Below are 18,512 nucleotides of genomic sequence, written 5' to 3' on the forward strand. Positions count from 1 at the left end.
GAGGAATCCTCAGACTGGCCAGCTCGGTGGCGGCGTGCAGTTGCAGCAGCTTGCGTCGCGCCACGCGCTCGATGTTGCTGAAGCGCGGCACCGACTGGCTATGGAACAGCCTCTCGGTGTCGGAACAGGCGAACGCGTGGATCATGGGCGAGCATGTTCCGTGGCACGGAACCTGTCAAGCGGAAAGGGTGGTTCCCTCACTCCCACTCAATTGTCTCGCACGCTCGCAAGCTGCTGCTGCATCAACACTTCTTTCTCGAACCTTGCGATTTTACCGTCAGTCCGACCGACGATTTGCGCCGCTTGAAGGCGTGGCGTGCCGATAGACTACGAACCATCGACTGCAGAATCCTCAAACAGGCACCCCAAACCAGGATCGCCTGATTCTGCTTGCGCTGCGTTGTGCCGCGAACTGGTCTCGAGGTTCGAGACATCTACCGCGCCAGTCAGCAACGCAGATCCAGTTGTCCTCGCGCATGGCCGAACGGAACCTTCAGCGTGTCACTCCAGCCACGCACCCGTCGTCACCACATGAGGCGCGAGATGGGTCACCGGCACTCGAGGTAATCTCAGGCGTCTCGCCCAACCGGGCATAGACCAGCAGTTCGCCGATAACCGCGCCCAGATGCAGGTCCTCGACCGCCCAGTCGACTGAATCGAACGCGACCTTCGCCGTCGAACACCACAACGCTGGGGTTCCTGTAGCTCCATACGCACGCATCGTCAGCGGAATCGAACTGTCGTGCGCCGCCTGATCGATCCCTGACGGGGAAGCGAACCGGTATTCACTCAGGAACGCCCGCAGGGCCTTCGGCCCCATGACGTCGTGGTGCTCGAAGACCGTGTGCAGCCCGATCACCGCGACCCGCTCGCTCGGGAAAATGGCGTTGATGCGTGCCGCTTGCGGCAGGCCGTCGGACACGCACCCCGGGCACAGCATCTGGAACGCATGCAGCACGACAACCTTGCCTCGAAGGCCGGCCAGCGTCACGGGATGAGGGGTATTCAGCCACTCGCTGACTTGCCAGGGCGGTGATGGGGTGTCTGTCTCAACCATGCTTGGCGTCCATACTGGAAGAAGCCCGACGCCTGCGCGCCGGGCTATTTGAACTCGCGAGTGGCTACGCGACGCGGCGCAGCTTCACCGCCGGAAAATCCACGGGGACAGCGAACGCAACGTTCACGTAGTTAGTGAACAAGTTCAGAGCCACGTGTGCGACGATTTCGACGATCGCTTCGTCGCCGAAGCCTGCATCGCGCAAGGCTCGCACGTCGGAGTCACTGACCTTCCCCCGATCATTGACCAGCTTGAGCGCAAAGCGCAGCGCGGCCTGCGTCGCGGCATCGGCAGAGCCTCCGGCCTGGGGCGCTGCATTCTCGGCGGTCGCACCGGCGTTCCGGCCGAGCGCGTGTGCGCGGCCAGGCAGTACTCGCATGCGTTGCGATCGGCCACCGCCACCGCGATCTGCTCGCCGAGCTTTGCCGGGATCACACCGGCACTAAGGGCACCGAACGCGCCCCACATGGACTTGAGCGCGGCCGGGGAGTTGGCGACAGTCCAAAACATGTTGGGCGTGGTACCGAAAGCACCGTGGATCGCATCGAGGAGGGTCTTGCTCTCGGCGCGGGCTTCGCTTCTATCAATCAGAGGTACACGATTCATGTGATTTCCTTGGTTCTCAGGAGAGTCTTGAGGCAATGGGTCGAAGTCGGCAACGGAGCAGAGATCAGAACCTGCCCTCGCGCACATACGGGTAGCTCCACAGGATGGTCTGCATCAGCACGGACTTCACCCAGGCGGCGTGCATCTTCTCGACATCTGCCGGCGAGGCGCCCTTCTTGGCGAGGAACGGCTTGAGCGTCGTCGTGACCGGAATCGTCAGTGCCGACAGATAGCGAAAGTTCACTGACGGCACGCTGTCGGCTTTGTCGGTATGATTCTTCTTTGATTCGTGTGGCGACGGCCGATTTCGTACTGATAGTCCAGCCACGCCTGATCGTAGTTGGCATCGGCTGTGTCGAGTATCCACTGCGCGAATCGCTTCCGGACAGCAGCCAGATATGCCGCGTCAGGTGCCCCGGTCTTGTTGTTCTTGAAGGACGCAACGAGCTCGGGGGTCGATGCCACGAAGCCGTACCAGACATCGAGGATTGCATCCGTCTGATCGGCAAGGATCGCCTTGCTCATGCGCAGGTAGCGGACGTCCTCATCGGTGAAGATCATCGTCTTCTTAAGCGATTCAAGATCCTGCAGGTGTACGGCGCCCTGGCCAATGACTTCTGGCCATGGGTATATCCGGGAACTGCGGGCCCTGTCTGCGCCATTGCCCCGTGGGACACGAAGGCGGACAGGGAGCCCACCAGCACGGTGGCAAGCACTACACGAGTTTTCATGAATGTTCCTCTGGTCGATTGCGGGAGTGGCGGTTCTGCACTTCGGTGCACAGACCCAGTATCCAGCCCGATCCGGACTCCGTGTTATCCTACCGTCGCTGAAACATATCTTTCGTCCATCCGGCAACCTATGCCACGAACTACGCCCGTATCCATAGATCGCCTCTCCGCCCTTCTCGATCGCTTTCGCGTTCGCACCCACCTGTTCCACGCCGGTGCGCTCTGCGGTGTGACTCGCTTCGAGGAAAAGCCCGGGCGCGGGTTCTTGCACGTGCTGCGCCGAGGGGAGCTTGTCGTCACACATCCACGACGCAGCGGCGGCCCTGCCAGGATCAAGGTGAGCGAGCCGACGCTGCTGTTCTACCCGCGCCCGCTTGAACATCAGTTTCGCAACGCGCCGGTTGATGGATCGGACTTCGTATGCGCCACTGTGGATTTCGAGGGTGGCGCCCGACACCCGATCGTTGCCGCGCTACCGCCGGTGCTGGTCGTACCGCTGGCAGCGGTGGACGGTCTTGACCAGACCCTGGCACTGCTTTTCGCCGAGACCGAGCGCTTGCGATGCGGCCAGCGCCTGCTCGCCGACCGCCTGTTCGAGGTTCTGCTGGTGCAGTTGCTGCGCTGGCTGCTGGATCACTCCGGAGCAGTGGGTGCGTCTGGCGGACTGATGAACGGGCTAGCCCACCCAAAGCTTGCACGCGCGCTGACCGCGGTGCACGAAAGGCCATCTGCAGATTGGACGCTGGAGTCGATGGCCAACGTCGCGGGCATGTCACGCAGCGCATTTGCGTTGGCGTTCAAGACGAAGGTCGGCGTGACGCCGGGCGACTATCTCCTGCAATGGCGCATCTCTGTGGCCCAGTCAAGACTCAGGGCTGGCGCATCCGTCAAGGGCGTGAGTGAAGAGCTGGGGTATGCGAGCGCCGCATCATTCTCTCGCGCGTTTTCTCATGCGATTGGCCCATCGCCCAGAAAATGGCTGCAGATGGAGAGGATGAAGCGGTCTGACGGACGTTCTCCTCTCAGGATGCGGACAGACTTCGCTCGAAGGCTTTCGTGCGGCCAGTCCAGACTGCCAGCACCCATGCCTCCGTCCTGTATGCCCATTTGGCGGCGATAGCAGCCGAACGATCACGACTGGAGGCCGCGCGCCTGCTGCGTAAGACTACGCATGGCGCGCACCTCGTGAGCAGCGCTTCAGCGCGTGGGAGTCTGCCCCTTGCCGGGCATGAATGCCCTGAACATGAACCATGCAAACGCGACAACACCCACGCTGAAGACAACGTCGCCCGGCACCTCGCCCAGACCAGCGCCTGCATCAGCGGGCTGTGAATGAACTCTGCCGAACGGGCATAGGCATAGCCGTGTTCGATGCTGGCGTAGGTCTGCAGGACGCCCTGCGGGAGCAGGGGACAGGAAAGTCATCATCGCGATGCCGATGTTGAGTGACCAGAATGCGGTCCCGAGCCATCTCTGGTTCCACAGCGCGACGTCCGTGAGCCCACGCATGCAGTAGAGCGTAAGGCCCAGGCCGAGCATGCCGTACACGCCGAACAGGGCGGCATGGCCATGATTGGCCGTCGTATTCAATCCCTGCATGTAATAGAGCGCGATCGGAGGATTGATGAGAAAGCCGAACAGCCCTGCGCCCACCAGGTTCCAGAACAGGACGGCGGAAAAGAACATGAATGGCCAGTGGTAGGTCCGCTGCCATGCGGCTTCATGTTCCACTTTGTACCTTGCATAGGCCTCAAAGCCGACCACGAGCAACGGCACCACTTCCAGGGCCGAAGCCATCGCGCCGACCGCAATCGCTGATGTCGGAGTGCCGGAGAAGTAGAGGTGATGGAAGGTGCCGAGCACACCGCCGAACAGGAAAATGATCGTCGCGAACAGCACCATCACAGTTGCCGTGCTGGTCCTCAGAATTCCCATGCGGACAAAGAGCAGGGAAATGATGGCGGTGGCGAAGACCTCAAAGATACCTTCGACCCACAGATGCACTACCCACCAGCGCCAGTATTCCATCACGGCAATGTGCGTGTGCTCGCCCCACATTAATCCGGCACCATAAAGCAGGCCGATAGCCAGCGCCGAAACGAGCACCAGGTAGATCAGCGATTTGCTGCCTTTTTCCTGAAGCACCGGCCACAGCGCACGCACCACCAGCGCGACCCAGAGCAGAAGGCCGACAAGCAGGTATATCTGCCAGAAGCGGCCTAGGTCTACATATTCATAGCCCTGATGCCCGAACCAGAAGTTGGCCTTCAGCGTTCCGAACAATCTGTGTACGGCGGCCCACTGGCCGGCGAAGGACCCGACCACGATAACGAGCAGACTGATGAACAGGAAATTGACGCCAAACCGCTGGTATTTGGGATCACGTCCCGCCAGCATGGGCGCAACGTAGAGCCCGGTCGCCAGCCATGCGGTGGCGATCCACAGCACGGCGAGCTGAGTGTGCCAGGTGCGTGTGACGGCGTACGGCAGATATTCGGCGAACGGCAGGCCGTACAGCCCTTGTCCCTCCACCGCATAGTGTGCGGTGACGATGCCGAGCAGCACCTGCGCCACAAATAGTGCGCACACCACCCAGAAGTACTTCGCGGTCGCCCGCATCGAAGGCGTGATGGTCGCACCGCTCAGCACATCCGACGCTGCCATGCCCTTTTCCGGAAGCATGTCGACGCGCCAGACATCGAACTGCTTGGCGTAGTAGGCGATCAGCGCGCCGGCAGCAGCGAGCAGCAGAATCACTGAGGCCAGGCTCCACATCAAGGTGCCGGTGGTTGGCGTGTTTCCAACGAGCGGTTCGTGGGGCCAGTTGCTGGTATAGGTGATGTTCTGACCAGGGCGGTTCGTCGTCGCGCCCCATGCCGTCCAGAAGTAGAACGCTGAAAGCTGCTTGGCTTCCGTAGCCGACAACCGGCCATGGACCGGGAAGGCATAGCTGCGGCGCAGATCGAGCGAGGCTGCGTCATCGCCTACATACAGGCTGACGAAATGCGCCTGCACCTGCTTGATGGCCAACGCGCGCGTGTTGCTCACGGTTATGACGCCCGATGCGGGGTCATAGGTGTTGGCACGCATCTCGTTCTGCAACGCAGCCTTGCTGATGGCATCGGCTTGCGCCGGGGATACGCCTGTCGGAGCATTGGATGACGACAATGCCAGCAGCGCCTGCGCTTCCCGGTGCAACCAGTCAGCGCTCCAGTCTGGAGCCAGGTAGCTGCCATGGCCCCAGATCGACCCTTGTTCCATGCCACCGATCGACTGCCAGACATTCTGCCCAGTCTCGATATCGGCGCGAGTGAACAAGGTCTCGCCATTCTTCGCTGTCACCGCTTCAGGGATGGGTGGCGCCAGCTGGTAGATCTGCCGCCCCATCAGCAGCAGAACGCCAAACATGACGAACATGCCCACCGCCAGAACTGTCCACAGCCGCTTCACGCTGAATGTGGTTGCGTATTCCTGCATGACCCTGCCCCCTGGTTCTGAGGAGTCGGCGGTTGTCGCCAACGTCGCCAAAGTTGATGCTTATTAAAGATGTATATGCTATACCTCTTTTATGAGGTTGTCCGTTCAATCCGACTATGCCTTGCGAACATTGATGTTCCTGGCAGCACGGGACGGCCATCATTCGATCGCCGAGATTGCCCGCGCCTACGGCATCTCGAAGAACCACCTGATGAAAGTGGCGCAGCGGCTGACGGCCGAGGGATTCGTCGAAAGCGTGCGCGGCCGGGGCGGCGGACTGAAACTCGCGCGATCCGCTTCTGTGCTGAACGTCGGATCAGTATTTCGCGCCATGGAAGATACCGGGTCGTTCGTGGAATGCTTCGACGCAGCGACCAACACCTGCGTCGTGACACCGGCCTGTGGTTTGCGGCATGCCTTGTCAGGCGCACTGGAAGCCTTCGCGCGGCATCTTGATCAGTTCACGATTGCCGATCTTGTCCCAGATATTGAGGGCTATGCCCGCCTATTGGGGCGGCGAAAAACCAACGTCTCGAAGTACCGGCCAATGGGTACTACATGAGCAGCACACAGCCGGAAGCCGAGAGGCGAACCCGGATCGTTGAGCAACTCCAGGCTGACACTGGCATTGACGAGGTGATGATCGAGAAGCTGGTGCATGCGTTCTATGCCCGGGTGCGCTGCGACGAACTGATTGGCCCAATATTCGCGGCACGCATCTCGGAATGGGACCACCACCTGCAGCGCCTGTGTCAATTCTGGTCGTCGGTAGTCCTGATGAGTGGGCGCTACCATGGATCGCCCATGCAGAAGCATCTGGCGCTGCCAGTCGAGGCGGCGCACTTTGATCGCTGGCTTCAGCTATTCAGGCAGACGGCCCGCGAAGTCTGCACCCCGAAGGCCGCAGCCGTCTTCGTTGAGCGTGCCGAGCGCATTGCCCGCAGCATCGAGATGGGGGTTGCCAGCAGTCGTGGCGTGCTGCTTGCCAGCGGTCAGCGCCTGGTACACGCGACGCCGGAGGCATGATTGTGAACAATTTACTTCCCGCTGGACTCACTGCCTACAAGCAGACGCCGATTTTCGATCAGGACAGCCTGCCGGCAGGTCTGCGCCGCGAGCACCGCACCAAAGCCGGTGTCTGGGCGCTCATACACGTAGTTGAGGGCAGCCTGCTCTACCGCATTCTGGAACCGCCCAGCGAACAGGTTTTGCTGGTCGGCGTGCCAGGCATCGTCAGTCCCGAGCAGCCTCACGAAGTCTCGCCACTCGGTCCGATGAGGATGTTCGTGGAGTTTTACTCGGCGGGAAGAGTTGAGCGCGAGCCGCATACCAGTCAGGTCCTATGACCGCCGCTACATCCCGATAGCCGCCCTCCATCGCCCTTAGAGCCTGGCGGATGGTTTATGAAGCAAGGCTTTGAGTCACCATAAGTGAGCATTTCGGACCAATCTCAAACCACCTGCGCGGCGTGAAGCCAGTTCCCGGAAGTTTCACAACCGACCTCAGGCTTGTCGCCCTCGATACCCCGTAGTTGGCGCCGCCCGGCCGACGGATCGACGCCGGCCGCGAGCAACCGCCGCGCCGCCCGATGGCGAGACTGAGCGCGTGTGAATGGGACGTCCGGATAGGTCCCAAGGGAAAGCGACTTGCGCTTGCCGCCGTATCGGCACTTGATGCAGTTGCATGCCGATAGATCGCGAAACATCGCCACCAAAGCCACCGCCTTCCGTCCCGTATCCGTTGACTGAACCACACGATCTCCCGATCAAGATGTCGCGAGGCCTGCGTAATGTCATTTCTGCTCCCTTCACTCGAATGGCCTCCCCTCGCCAACTTCCTCATGGGTCACGCCGTCGCGGATGTGATAGATCCGCTTGAACGTCGGAATGATCTTCTCGTCGTGGGTGACGACGATGATGGCGGTCTCGAACTGACGCGCCATTTCATTGAGGATGCGGATGACGACCATGGCGCGCTCGCTATCGAGTGGCGCCGTAGGCTCGTCGGCCAGAATCACCGGCGGGCGATTCACCAAGCCACGCGCGATAGCCACACGCTGCTGCTCTCCTCCGGAAAGCTGCGCGGGCATGGCCCGAGCCCGGTGCTGCACATCCAGCGCCGTGAGCAGCGCCAAGGCCTGCTGGCGCGACTCCGCATTGGCGACGCCTGCGAGCATCGGCAGCAGCGCCACGTTGTCGGTGACGTCGAGAAACGGGATCAGGTAGGGCGCCTGAAAGACAAAGCCAATCTTGTCGCGCCGCAAAGCGCGCAGGTCACGCACCTTCCAGCCGTTGTCATAGATCGTCTCATCGCCAAGCGTCATGCGACCCGCGGTCGGATCGATCACCGCGCCCAGACACTTGAGGAGCGTGCTCTTGCCGGAGCCCGACGGGCCGATCAATCCGACCACTTCGCCCGGAGCAACGACCATGTTCACATCTTTCAGGGCATCCACGGCCGTGTCACCCTGACCGTATCGTTTCCGCAAGCCCTCGATGCGAATGCCTTTGCCGCTCATTTCAACCCCCGATGGCCTCGGCGGGATCGACCTTCAGCGCCATGCGAATGGCAACCAGGCTGGCGAGCACGCAGATCAAGAGCACGGCGAAGAACCCCGCTATTGAGTCGGTCGGGATCAGCAGCACGTACTTGGGGAAGAGTGGCGCGGCGAAGGTTGCGGTGATCTTGCCGACGACAAACCCGATGACACCGAGTGCCAACGCCTGCTGCATGATCATTGCGGCGATCGTCCGGTTGCGCGTTCCGATCAGCTTCAACACCGCGATCTCGCGGATCTTGTCCATGGTCAGCGTGTAGATGATGAACGCGACTATCGCGGCGCTGACGACCGCCAGGATCACCAAGAACATGCTGATCTGCTTTGCAGACGTCGCGATCAGCTTGCCGACCAGAATGCCTTCCATCTGCGCGCGCGTGTAGACGGTCAGCCGCTTCCAGCGCCGGATGGAGTCCGCCACGTCGTCGGGCGCATGACCCGGCTTGAGCCCGACCAGCACCGCGTTGACGAACGAGTTCGTGCTCTGGGAAGCGAGCACGGATTCCAGCAGACCGGGGACGCCGGGTCGATTGAAGGCCGGATTGGCTTCGGTGCGACGCCGGCTTTGCCAGATCGCATCGTTGTCCTTCAGGAACTGCGCTTCCTGGGCGTCCTTGAGTGGAATGAACACCATAGGGTCGCCGCTGGATGAGACCATGCGGCGCGTCAGCCCCACGACCAGATAGAGATTGCGGCGAATGGCAATGCGATCGCCGAGTTTGAAGCCGGCGGCGATATCCACGACGGCCTCGTAGTGACCACGCGTGATCTGGCGTCCGGCGACGAGATACGGCGGCCATCCCGGCGTGGCACCCAACGCGCCGGGAGCAATGCCGACCACCATGGTGCGCACATCCGCCTCGCCCTTTCGCACCTGCATGGTCAGGTAGGTCACGTTCGCCGCCTGCGAGACTCCGGGCATCGCCAGGATGGTGCGATAGGTGTCGTCGTTGAGGCTCGACGGCTCGGCATAGGGACCCAGCGTGTCCCGCTGCACGACCCAGAGATCGGCGCCACTGTTGTCGAGCAGCGCCCTGCCGTCATCCACCATACCCCGATAAACGCCGGCCATGATCAGCGTGACGCCGATCAGCAGGCCGAGACCGAATCCAGTGAAGACAAATTTTCCCCAGGCATGGAGAATGTCGCGGCCGGCCAGGCTGATCACTCCGCGACTCCGGCGATTTGATCGACCACCTTGACGCGGCTTCGGCCCGTCAGGGCTTTCTCACTGTAGGTTACGATCTGATCACCGGTACGTAGGCCCTCGCGCACTTGCACGAAGCCATCGAGATCGGACGCACCGACAACGACCGGCGAGAAGCGCAGCGCGCCGTCCACGAGCTGCCAGACACCGACCTTGCCGCCTTCACGTCGGACGGCGGCGTTCGGAATTACCGGCGAGGCCGGGAGCGCCGGCAGGTCGACGGTGACTTCGGTCAGTTCACCCAACGGCGGGATCGGGTCCGGCAGGTCATCGAACGTCGCCTTGGCGAGCGTCTCCTCGGTGATCGCATCGGCCTTGGGCTCCACACGCAGCACGTGTCCTTGTACGCTCGCGCCAGCGCGCGACCGCAATGCGATCCGCGCCGGCAGTCCTGCGGCCAAACCCGCCGCACTGATCTGATCGAAGCGTATGTTGATCCACAGGCTCTTCGGATCGATGACTTCCACGACCGCCTGGCCGGCGACGATGGTCGTGCCCGGGTCGGCATTGCGCGCGACGACGACCGCGTCCACAGGTGAGATTAGGCGCAGATTGCTCCGTTGCGCGACCAGTCCTTCACGGTCCGCGCGTGCCCGATCCACATCTTCCCTGGCCGCGGACAACGCAGCATTGGCGATCTGCAGCTCCTGTCGCTTGGTCGTGACCAATTCCTCGCTGACCGTGTGGACGGTGAACAACTGCTCGTACCGGCGCGCCTGGGCCTGTGCGTAGACTTGTCGTGCTTCCGCCTCGCTCAGCGCCGCTTCTGCACGCTTGAATGCCGAGCCCTGCGATCGAACGCGATCATCCAGATCAACGGGCTCCATCTCGCCAAGCACCTGACCTGCCCTGACCTGATCACCCACATGAACATCCAGGCGTCTGACACGCCCGGCAAAGGTGGGTCCGATCTGGTAGGTGTAGCGAGCCTCGACGGTGCCGATACCGAACAACGCGGGCGTGATTGCTCGAGACTCAACGTTCGTGACGGTCACGGCCACCGGCGCCAGCGGGCCAGATCGAAGCCCAACGTAGATGAAGAGTGCGAGGAGCGGAACGATCACGGCGATGAGCGCCAGCGTGCGACGCTGCAGCGGCAGGCCTTTCATGGCGTCCCCCGAATCCCACGCAGGTAGATCTCAAAGACGCGTGGCGCGTCGCGTCGGATGCGGGCGACATCGCCTGCCAGGAGCGACTGCATGACCAAGCCCTGGATCGTGCCAATGAATAAGATGGCAGCAGCCTCGCTGTCGAGAGCGATATTCAACTCCCCCTTTGCCTTGCCTGCTTCGACCAGCTCTTGCAGCCGTTGTCCGTACTTCTGGACAAGCGTTCGTGCCAAGCGCTTGGCACCCGACTTCTCTGCGCGCTGCAACTCTCCAAACATGATCCGCGGCACGCCGGGGTGTTCGACCACGAAATCCACGTGCGTCATGAAGATTGCCTCCAGTGCGGCGACCGGAGACCTTGCGGATTCGGCGGCTTGGTTCACCCGGGAAAGCAGACGTTCCGCCACCCATTCCATGACGGCCTGCAGGATCGCGTCCTTGGTGGGGAAGTGACGAAACAGCGCGCCATGGGTCAAGCCCATGCGCGTGGCAATGGACGCAGTGGTGATGTCGTTGGGATTCTGCTCGGCCGCCAACTGAACGACGGCTTCGACCGTCACGGCGCGCCGCTCATCTGCGGGCAGGGGCTTTGCACGGCTGGGCATCGTCGTCATCGCCTCTAGTGAGTAAGTGCTTACTAGCTTATCACACAGACGGTTCGCAACGAGTAAGGACTTCCCCGGGCATGAGGTCAGCCCCCCCCCTACCCCTGCTCACCGCCGCCATTTCAGTCACTCACGGTGACTATTCCGGACGATCCGCAAACCGCTCACCCCGCCTGACGCCAGAGCCCGGGAGTTACGGCGGCTACCGCACTGCCGTCGCCGTCCATCAACCGCAGTTCGCGCCGCCGGAGCGACGGATCGATACCCCCTGCGAGCAACCGTCGGGCAGCCCGATGTCGCGCCTGCGCCCGGGCGACAGGGACGTCCGGATAGGTCCCGAGGGAAAGCGTCTTGCGCTTGCCGGCGTACCGATAGTGGTAGTGCCAGTACCGCCCACCCTGGGGCCGAACGAGCAGATACAGATTTCCGCCGAAGGAGATCTTGCGCGGGTATCGAACCTGCCCGTCGATCCGCGGACGCTCACGCGGCCATTCCAGGCCAGTGCGTGAGTTCTGGTGCATTGGCGAACATTGCTCGCCGCCTGCACCGTGAGGCACGGCGGAACCCGCCAGAGCCGCGGTCCACGAGTCCTTGAGAGAACGGGTCCGTCCATTCGCTCCGCTGTGCACCGAATACTGCTGCTTGCGAATCCGATGGGCGAGTTCAATGCCGGCGAGCGTGGTCGCGGCCGAGCGGAAACTCTTCAGTCCCAGCATGGGCGCGCAGCGTTGCTTGATGGCGCGATGGTCCTGCTCGACCACGTTGTTGAGATAGCGGCGCGCCCTGACCTCCACGTCTCGCCAGCGGAGATCTTCTGCCGCCAGCAAGCGCAATCCGCGGTGCGTGGCGCTGTTGCCGTCGACGTTGATCTTCTTCGGCCATGGCACGCCCTCCTGGCTGACTGCCATGCGGAAAAACGCCTGCGCCGCCTCCATGGTGCGATCACTGCAGAGCAACGACGCTACCGACTTTCCGCGCCGATCCACCGCGCGATACAGGTAGTGCCGCCCGCCCCGGACCGAAACTGCCGTCTCATCCATGCGCCAGGACGATCCCGGCGATCGCGCGAACCGCGACCAACGCCGTTCGTACTCGGGCACGTAGCGCAACACCCAGCGCATGATCGTCGTGTGGGACACGACGATCCCCTGCTCCGCCATCATCGCGACCAGATCGCGATAGCTCAGCCTGTAGGTGATGTACCAGCGCACGCAGGTTTCGATGGTCTCGGCGGAGAAGCGACGGCCGCTGTAGATAGGGTCGCGCGCAGTACGTCTGGCCATCCGGTCCGTCCTCTAAATGGGAGGCGAATTCTAGGGCCCGGACGCCAATGCACCAGAACCCAGATTGACCGTCAATACATTCCGCTTACAGAAGGCGGCCGGCGATAGATGGCGAAAGACAATCGCCCTACTAGAACTTCAGAGCTGCCGATCCGCGTCCTTCGCGGAGCCCTATTTTCAGCCATCGCCAAGACATCACCAACCTTGGCACACCCCACCGGCAACAACCGTCGCTGTAGTTGCAGGCGTTGTAGTTGATCTTCGTCAATCCCAAGCAAGCCGGACCGGGCCGGGAGGTTCGGGGCATCGGCCCGGTGCGGAGCAGAGCAAGGTACACGGGTCAAGGGGTCCGGGGGTCCGGGTCCGCACCAGGCGGCGCGGCACCTACCCGCGTGTCCACGGGTAGGCGTTTCCGGCGCCAGGATCACGGGGTCCCGCGCATGACCGGGTAATCGCCGTTCCGAAACAGCTTCATGTCGCCGTTCGTGGTCTGAATCCTGACGCCCACCACGTTGGTCTCCGGCGGCGCGGCTTCCGTGAACGCCTGCCACTCCTCGTCATTGAAATTGGTTCGCCCGTGGATGAAGAACTCTTGCGGCGGCGTACCGTGCTTCTCGGTAAAGGTCTCAAGCACTTTGGCGATTAGCCCTTTTGCTTCTGCCGACTTCAGGTGGAACTCCCATTCGCCAGTCTTCCACGGCCCATTCGCTCCCCGAAACACGACACCGTCGCCTTCATTCAGAAACATCTGTGCCGCGCAGCAAGCGTGTTGCTTCATCATTCGGAATCAGCTTGAACACGAGTCCGATGTAGCAGACGCCTGGCCGGACGGCCGCCAACTTCCAAGGCGGATCAGGTTGCGTCTTGTAGTACAAGCCCGTCGACAAGTTCCACGCCACGCTGGCAGGTTCCTGCAATCGCCGCTTTGGATATCCGGCCTTGTTCAGGAATGCCTCAGGGGCCAGGGTCGTCTCACGGACCAATTGGGATGTATGTCCGAGCCTCAGCAACCTCGCCTTCACCTGTCGGTGAAAGTCAGGAACGTCATCAAAGATCTCCTCGTCAGTCTGGTCGATGACTCCAGCAAAGAGCGGAATATCCGTCTTGTCTCGCTGCGACTTCGCGAACTCGCCAGGATTCAACTCAAGACCGATCCGCCGCGCCAGTGGTTTGCAGCGCTCAAAGACAATCTCCGGAAGAACGAATATCCAGATGTCCACCCGGCGCTCCTCGTTCCGGTCGAAACGCTCAATCTCTCGGACAAAGAGATCCACCGCCTTGCGTACCGCCTCATGTTGGTTGACGGTTCGGGTTGCCTCATCCAAAGCGTCGAGGTCGATGGTTCGTTCCACGAACTCACCGGACCCAGCATCAGGCCAAATGCTTCCTCGATGCCAGGGAAATTGGACAAGTGAAGCCGATGCTCCTTGTCCATCTTGCCTTTGGGGGAATGGAGATGAAACCACCAAGCCTGATGGCCCAACCCGAAAATAGGTCAATCCTTCCTTCGTTCCAAGGACGCCAACCGAAATCTCCTTTGAGCGTACCGGGCCGTTGTGCGGACCGTAGAGGAAAAGGCCATCCTTAGGGTGATCAGAAACCTGTCGATGCCCGAATGCTAGATCCGGCTCCGGCACGTAGATCACTTCCATCTGCTTGCCCACGCGCTCACTGCTCATCCCCAAGCGCGCCGCCCCGAGCGTGGAATCATCCTGCTCCTCGACATCCCTCCTCCAAGGCGTCCGGCAACTCCGTTGTGACGGGAGCTGTGACTCGATCGGCCTCGCGGCCAAGCTGAACCAAACTCCTCTAGCCAGGGGTACTTCAATCGTGGTCTTGCCAAGTGACAGGACTTGAAGGAATGCCATCAAGCGGCCGTGCCACGCCTTGTTTCGCCATCCCTTACAGACGCTACGCCGAAGGCTGTGCTGCTTGTCCTTGTCAAAGACATCGCCTGCCTTTTGGCTGGCGAGCGTCGAGAACAGTACCCTTGCTTTGAATCGCAGGTGCGGCTCAGGCCACAGGCTTGGAATCACCGTCACTCCGTACTGCCAGACTCTGCCTGCGGCCGTATTGCACAACATCGACGCGCGGCGGCGACTTCCATTGCTCCATGCGATGAACTTGCCAATGGGCACGGTCTCGTCGGTGACGTGAAATCCGATTTGCCTAGACGAGTACTCGTATGGACGTAGTCCCTGGCAGCACAGAAACCGTTCCACGCCCGACGCAGCATCGAGACCAGCAAGCGCTCCGCCTCCTTGGCATGGATACGAGCATCACCGCTGCCCTCTCCAGGAATTTCCGCCATCGGAATCTCCACGCGGACAAAGAAGCGCCCCAACTGAGCAAACCGCTCGTTGACTTCCTCAGCCGATGCGAAGGTGAAGAATCCGTGCTGAAAGGGCTCCACTGGAAAGGGTGCATCCATACAAGCCTTTGCCAGCACGTCTATGTCCATGGCACCCGAAGGCTGGAAGTAACGGATGAACGGGGGAAACGACTCAATCCGCACCCAGTTGCTCGTCAACACCTCGGGTGCCGATTGAACTCGGATGGCGAGGCGATTCTTGTAGGCCTCCCAACTCGCGTTAATCGCGGCCGTGGGACTTCGCGGGACCCCTGCCGCTCAGGGCCTCAAGCAGCTCCCGCAATCCTTGCCCAGCTTCCGACGGGGTCGATCCGCTGCAACTCGCCGATTCCGAAGAGCTTATGTGCAGCGAGTCGCAGGGGAATGATGAACTTGTCATCCCCCGTTGCTCTGACGACATCCTTACCGATACCGATCTCCTCCTGGACTCCTCTTTGTTCAAAGTGACATCGCGACAGCACAGAAGCATCTTGACGGCACGATCCTGAAGCGTGTTCGTGAGTGTCTTCCGCCACCTCTCACCTGGCTCCAGGCTCAGAATGTCTGCGAATACCGAATAGCCAGCCGCCTCCAAGCGCGGAGCAATCCAGAGTACGAACTCGTCATCCTCCGGAGTCGCTTTGCTGATGAAGAGGACATCTCTTCCAGGCGATGGATGCGATTCGTCTGCGCTCATCTCGGGCAGTTCATTCGAAATCCGAATTCTTAAACTTTAGGACTTTGCTGTTTTCTTTCACGGTTCGTTGCAGACCCGCGTCGAATCCGGCTCCCGACTCCGCCTGAATCTCCACCGATATCTTCACCGCCACCCCTGTCCGAGTCGTGAAGTTCTGAACTATTTCGTCAACGACGTCCGCAAACTGCTTCTTTGCCAGAATCGGGTCGAGGTCAACGGTCCCATAGAACTGCGTCTTGGTTGGCTCACTCGACGGGCCTGCCGGAATCCCGCCAGATCCACCCTTCCCTTCAAGAATTGCACCGACCGGCGCAGGCCCATCGCCCGTCCATGTGCCCGGTGCCTTTGCGCGGGAAGCGTCTTCAGCGGCGCGAAGGTTCTCCAGATCGCGGCGGTCGCGGGCTCGATGAGCAGCAGCGACGAATCGAGTATGGGCGTCGTAGACTTTCCGTAGATGAAGCCGAGATACTTCTCTTGCTCCTTGCCCTGAGCGAAAGCAAAGAAGTCGCGACTCTCTGCGCCTGCCGCCAATGTCCGCTGGAAGACGTTGTCGTCCTTCAACCGCGGCAGCATAGCTGCTGACAGCTCTGCTGCCAAACGTTGAGCGCGCTGACCTCCTTAGCGTCGTCCTTCCAGAACCAGTCCTTTAGCACCTTGGCAAGATGGATCGGCGCCCACTCGGTGATAAGCAGCTCGCTTTCCTTGAGCACGCGCTCGATTTCCTGTGACCAGTTCTGCGCGCCCGGGTTGACCTGGAAGTGCTCCCACCGCAGCTCGGACAAGCCCTTGCCGGGTCGGGCCTCCTGCATTGGTGCCACGATCCACTTGTAGGTCTCGCGGATCATTCGGCGCACGGTCTCCTCAGCTTGCTCCAGGCTGGCGTTCGCCTGCTTAGCCATCAAGTTGTCGAGAACGATGCGGTTGTCCTTGTAGTCGGCGACGATGCTGCGCCAGGCTAAGAACGAGCGGACATGGTCCTTCAGCCGGCTGACGCTGTCGTAGTCGGCCGCCAAGAAGATCAAGCGGTTCTGTTTGATCCGTGGCTGCTCGCCGCGCTTCTTCAGGATCTCAGCGGCGCGGTCAATGGCCAGACTCTGACCACTCTTGCTGAACGCCGCGTCGGGAGGCAGCACCACCAGACGCAACGCCCAGTCGTCGGGCACGTCGCCGCTGTCCGTGAATACATGAGTGCCACCGAACACACCGCTAGCGAAGCCGCGCTGCACGCGCTCGCGTACGGTCGGGAACACATCCTCCTTGTCTTGGAAACGGCGCTTGCGCTCCTCCATCTCGCGCCGCAGGTTGGGCCGCGTATCGAGCCAAAAGCGGTTGTTGGCATGGTTGAGATAGTGGAGGCGCTCACCAAGACGTCGCAGGGCGTCCTTGAATAGTCCGATCTGTTGGCCAGGTTGAATGATGCCGAGAATTACGCGCTCGAGCTCCAGACCGCGCACGAGTTGGTTCGTGGTGCTGGGGCGCTGCCGAGAACACCGACCACGCCGCGCGGCAGGCCTGTACGCTCCCAAAGCGCGTGTCCTTGTTCTCGATCTCGGTGGTCTCAGCGCGCTCTCCGTCCACGTCGCGCTCCAGTACTGGGTCCCATCCAGGAGGCAGGTAGTAAATGACCTCGTTACGCACGTCCGCGTCGTATAGCGGTAGGCTGCCCGGCATGATCAGCGGGTCATTGTTGCCGTCCTTCCACAGGCGATGGATGACCTTGGCCATAAGCTTCAGCACCCCGCGCGTGCGTTGAAAGCTGTCCAGCGTGGACCAGTCCTCGTAGAGCCGATCGAACACCTCGGGGTGGATGGGGTAGGCGTGGACCAGACGATCGAAGTAGCGGCTTTCCTGCGTCTCCTGCGGGAAGTCGTCGCGGTTTGCGGTGTAGAAGTCCGCGAAGGCACGACACACCGACTCCATCGCCAGCTTGTCGTTGATCGACGCGAACAGGCGCCGCCGAACGATCTCGAAGGCTTCCTCGGTGGCTACCGGCTTCCACAACGCCTGCACCCGCCCGAAATAGTGCGCTAGCGCTTCCAGCGCCTTGACGCCGCGCTGACTACCCGCTTCCTTATCCGACTCGCAGGCAGCGACGCCAGCAGCACTGCCGTCGGAACAGCCTTCAGTGCCTCTGTCAGCGCCTGCACGAACGACAGGTTGGAATCGAACGTGCCCCACTGGGAGGGCCTGCCCTCTTCGAACTGCCGCACATAGGCAACCAACTCGTAGATCAGGATCACGCACGGCGCGCATCGCGCCAGAAGCGTTGCCAGCACCGCCTTGCCCGGTGACGTTCCCGACGTGTCGGCATCAGCCACCAAGGCGTAGCCTTCCGCGCCGCCGAGTTGCCAGGCTAGATCGCCCCACAGCGTGCGAACCACTTGCGCATCGCGCTTGATGGGTTGGTTGGGCGACGACTTGATGCCGTCGAGCACGGCGATGCGAGCGCGTGGCAGTTCCGTGATCTCCGCTGAGTCCAGGATAGCCGCGACGCCCTGCAGGTCGCTGGCCGGAACCTCGCCCTTGGCCAAGTGATAGACCGCAAGCATCGTGTGGGTCTTGCCCCACCAAACGCGGTCTGCAACTGTATGACGGGGTCGCCGCCCTTGCCGCATAGGCGTTTGACCACCGAGTCGAGGCAGCAGGCGCATGCCCTCAGTAATGAAAGTGCGCTGAAAGAACAGCTCGGCGTTCTGGTATTCGGGTGCGGCCGAGCCTTGATGAACTCTCGAGATATCGGCCGCGAACTCAGCCTGTTGGAACGACCCCTTGAGAACATCCTCGTGAGGAATAGCGACTTCACGCCAAGGTTTAAGCGCCATGCTCTTCTTCC

General features: G+C 61.5%; 15 protein-coding genes and 4 pseudogenes. 4 read left to right on the forward strand and 15 right to left on the reverse strand.

Annotated features, from left to right (window positions below; translation table 11 throughout):
• From IPF49_18125 to IPF49_18140, 4 genes and pseudogenes are all read right to left on the reverse strand, one after another.
• Positions 1–145, reverse strand: a 145-nt coding sequence (locus IPF49_18125; protein MBK6289517.1) for an excinuclease ABC subunit A, incomplete at its 3' end; no start/stop codon positions are given.
• Between the two features lie 348 nt (positions 146–493).
• Positions 494–1,057 (reverse strand): TlpA family protein disulfide reductase, encoded by a 564-nt coding sequence (locus tag IPF49_18130; GenBank protein ID MBK6289518.1) that lies wholly within the window; start codon positions 1,055–1,057, stop codon positions 494–496.
• A gap of 64 nt (positions 1,058–1,121) precedes the next feature.
• Positions 1,122–1,663: pseudogene (locus IPF49_18135) on the reverse strand (carboxymuconolactone decarboxylase family protein).
• Between the two features lie 64 nt (positions 1,664–1,727).
• A pseudogene (locus tag IPF49_18140) lies at positions 1,728–2,325 on the reverse strand (protogloblin ApPgb).
• Positions 2,326–2,524: 199 nt separating this feature from the next.
• On the opposite strand from IPF49_18140, the gene IPF49_18145 reads away from it, so the two are divergent.
• Positions 2,525–3,514 carry an AraC family transcriptional regulator gene (locus IPF49_18145; GenBank protein ID MBK6289519.1) on the forward strand — a complete coding sequence of 330 codons (990 nt, stop codon included), beginning with the start codon at positions 2,525–2,527 and terminating at the stop codon, positions 3,512–3,514.
• Between the two features lie 77 nt (positions 3,515–3,591).
• On the opposite strand, the pseudogene IPF49_18150 reads toward IPF49_18145, so the two are convergent.
• Positions 3,592–5,871 (reverse strand): annotated as a pseudogene (locus tag IPF49_18150) (nitric-oxide reductase large subunit).
• A gap of 91 nt (positions 5,872–5,962) precedes the next feature.
• On the opposite strand from IPF49_18150, the gene IPF49_18155 reads away from it, so the two are divergent.
• The 3 genes from IPF49_18155 to IPF49_18165 are packed head-to-tail and all read left to right on the forward strand — an operon-like array spanning position 5,963 to position 7,217.
• A complete protein-coding gene (locus IPF49_18155; protein MBK6289520.1) occupies positions 5,963–6,433 on the forward strand; it encodes an Rrf2 family transcriptional regulator in 471 nt (156 codons plus the stop codon).
• Positions 6,430–6,897, forward strand: a complete 468-nt coding sequence (locus IPF49_18160; protein MBK6289521.1) for a group III truncated hemoglobin — start codon at positions 6,430–6,432, stop codon at positions 6,895–6,897. The genes IPF49_18155 and IPF49_18160 overlap by 4 nt, the downstream gene beginning before the upstream one ends.
• Positions 6,894–7,217: a DUF1971 domain-containing protein gene (locus IPF49_18165; GenBank protein MBK6289522.1), complete on the forward strand. Its 324-nt coding sequence runs from the start codon at positions 6,894–6,896 to the stop codon at positions 7,215–7,217. Before IPF49_18160 ends, IPF49_18165 begins: the two co-directional genes overlap by 4 nt.
• Before the next feature lie 461 nt (positions 7,218–7,678).
• On the opposite strand, the gene IPF49_18170 is transcribed toward IPF49_18165, so the two are convergent.
• From IPF49_18170 to IPF49_18215, 10 genes and pseudogenes are all read right to left on the reverse strand, one after another.
• Positions 7,679–8,389, reverse strand: a complete 711-nt coding sequence (locus IPF49_18170; GenBank protein MBK6289523.1) for an ABC transporter ATP-binding protein — start codon at positions 8,387–8,389, stop codon at positions 7,679–7,681.
• A 1-nt stretch (position 8,390) separates the two neighbouring features.
• Positions 8,391–9,596 carry an ABC transporter permease gene (locus IPF49_18175; GenBank protein ID MBK6289524.1) on the reverse strand — a complete coding sequence of 402 codons (1,206 nt, stop codon included), beginning with the start codon at positions 9,594–9,596 and terminating at the stop codon, positions 8,391–8,393.
• A complete protein-coding gene (locus IPF49_18180; GenBank protein ID MBK6289525.1) occupies positions 9,593–10,744 on the reverse strand; it encodes an efflux RND transporter periplasmic adaptor subunit in 1,152 nt (383 codons plus the stop codon). Before IPF49_18180 ends, IPF49_18175 begins: the two co-directional genes overlap by 4 nt.
• A complete protein-coding gene (locus IPF49_18185) occupies positions 10,741–11,349 on the reverse strand; it encodes a TetR/AcrR family transcriptional regulator (protein MBK6289526.1) in 609 nt (202 codons plus the stop codon). Before IPF49_18185 ends, IPF49_18180 begins: the two co-directional genes overlap by 4 nt.
• Positions 11,350–11,513: 164 nt before the next feature.
• Positions 11,514–12,632, reverse strand: coding sequence for an IS6 family transposase (locus tag IPF49_18190; GenBank protein ID MBK6289527.1), 1,119 nt, complete (start codon positions 12,630–12,632; stop codon positions 11,514–11,516).
• A 424-nt stretch (positions 12,633–13,056) separates the two neighbouring features.
• Entirely contained in the window at positions 13,057–13,380 is a 324-nt protein-coding gene (locus IPF49_18195) for a hypothetical protein (GenBank protein ID MBK6289528.1), read from the reverse strand.
• Positions 13,367–14,311 (reverse strand): hypothetical protein, encoded by a 945-nt coding sequence (locus tag IPF49_18200; protein MBK6289529.1) that lies wholly within the window; start codon positions 14,309–14,311, stop codon positions 13,367–13,369. Before IPF49_18200 ends, IPF49_18195 begins: the two co-directional genes overlap by 14 nt.
• A gap of 359 nt (positions 14,312–14,670) precedes the next feature.
• A complete protein-coding gene (locus tag IPF49_18205; protein MBK6289530.1) occupies positions 14,671–15,093 on the reverse strand; it encodes a hypothetical protein in 423 nt (140 codons plus the stop codon).
• A gap of 130 nt (positions 15,094–15,223) precedes the next feature.
• Complete coding sequence (locus IPF49_18210; protein ID MBK6289531.1) at positions 15,224–15,679, reverse strand: toll/interleukin-1 receptor domain-containing protein; 456 nt, start codon at positions 15,677–15,679, stop codon at positions 15,224–15,226.
• Positions 15,680–15,689: 10 nt separating this feature from the next.
• A pseudogene (locus IPF49_18215) lies at positions 15,690–18,501 on the reverse strand (ATP-binding protein).
• Positions 18,502–18,512: the final 11 nt, after the last annotated feature.

Source organism: Gammaproteobacteria bacterium, from assembly GCA_016705365.1.
GTDB lineage: Bacteria > Pseudomonadota > Gammaproteobacteria > Pseudomonadales > UBA5518 > UBA5518.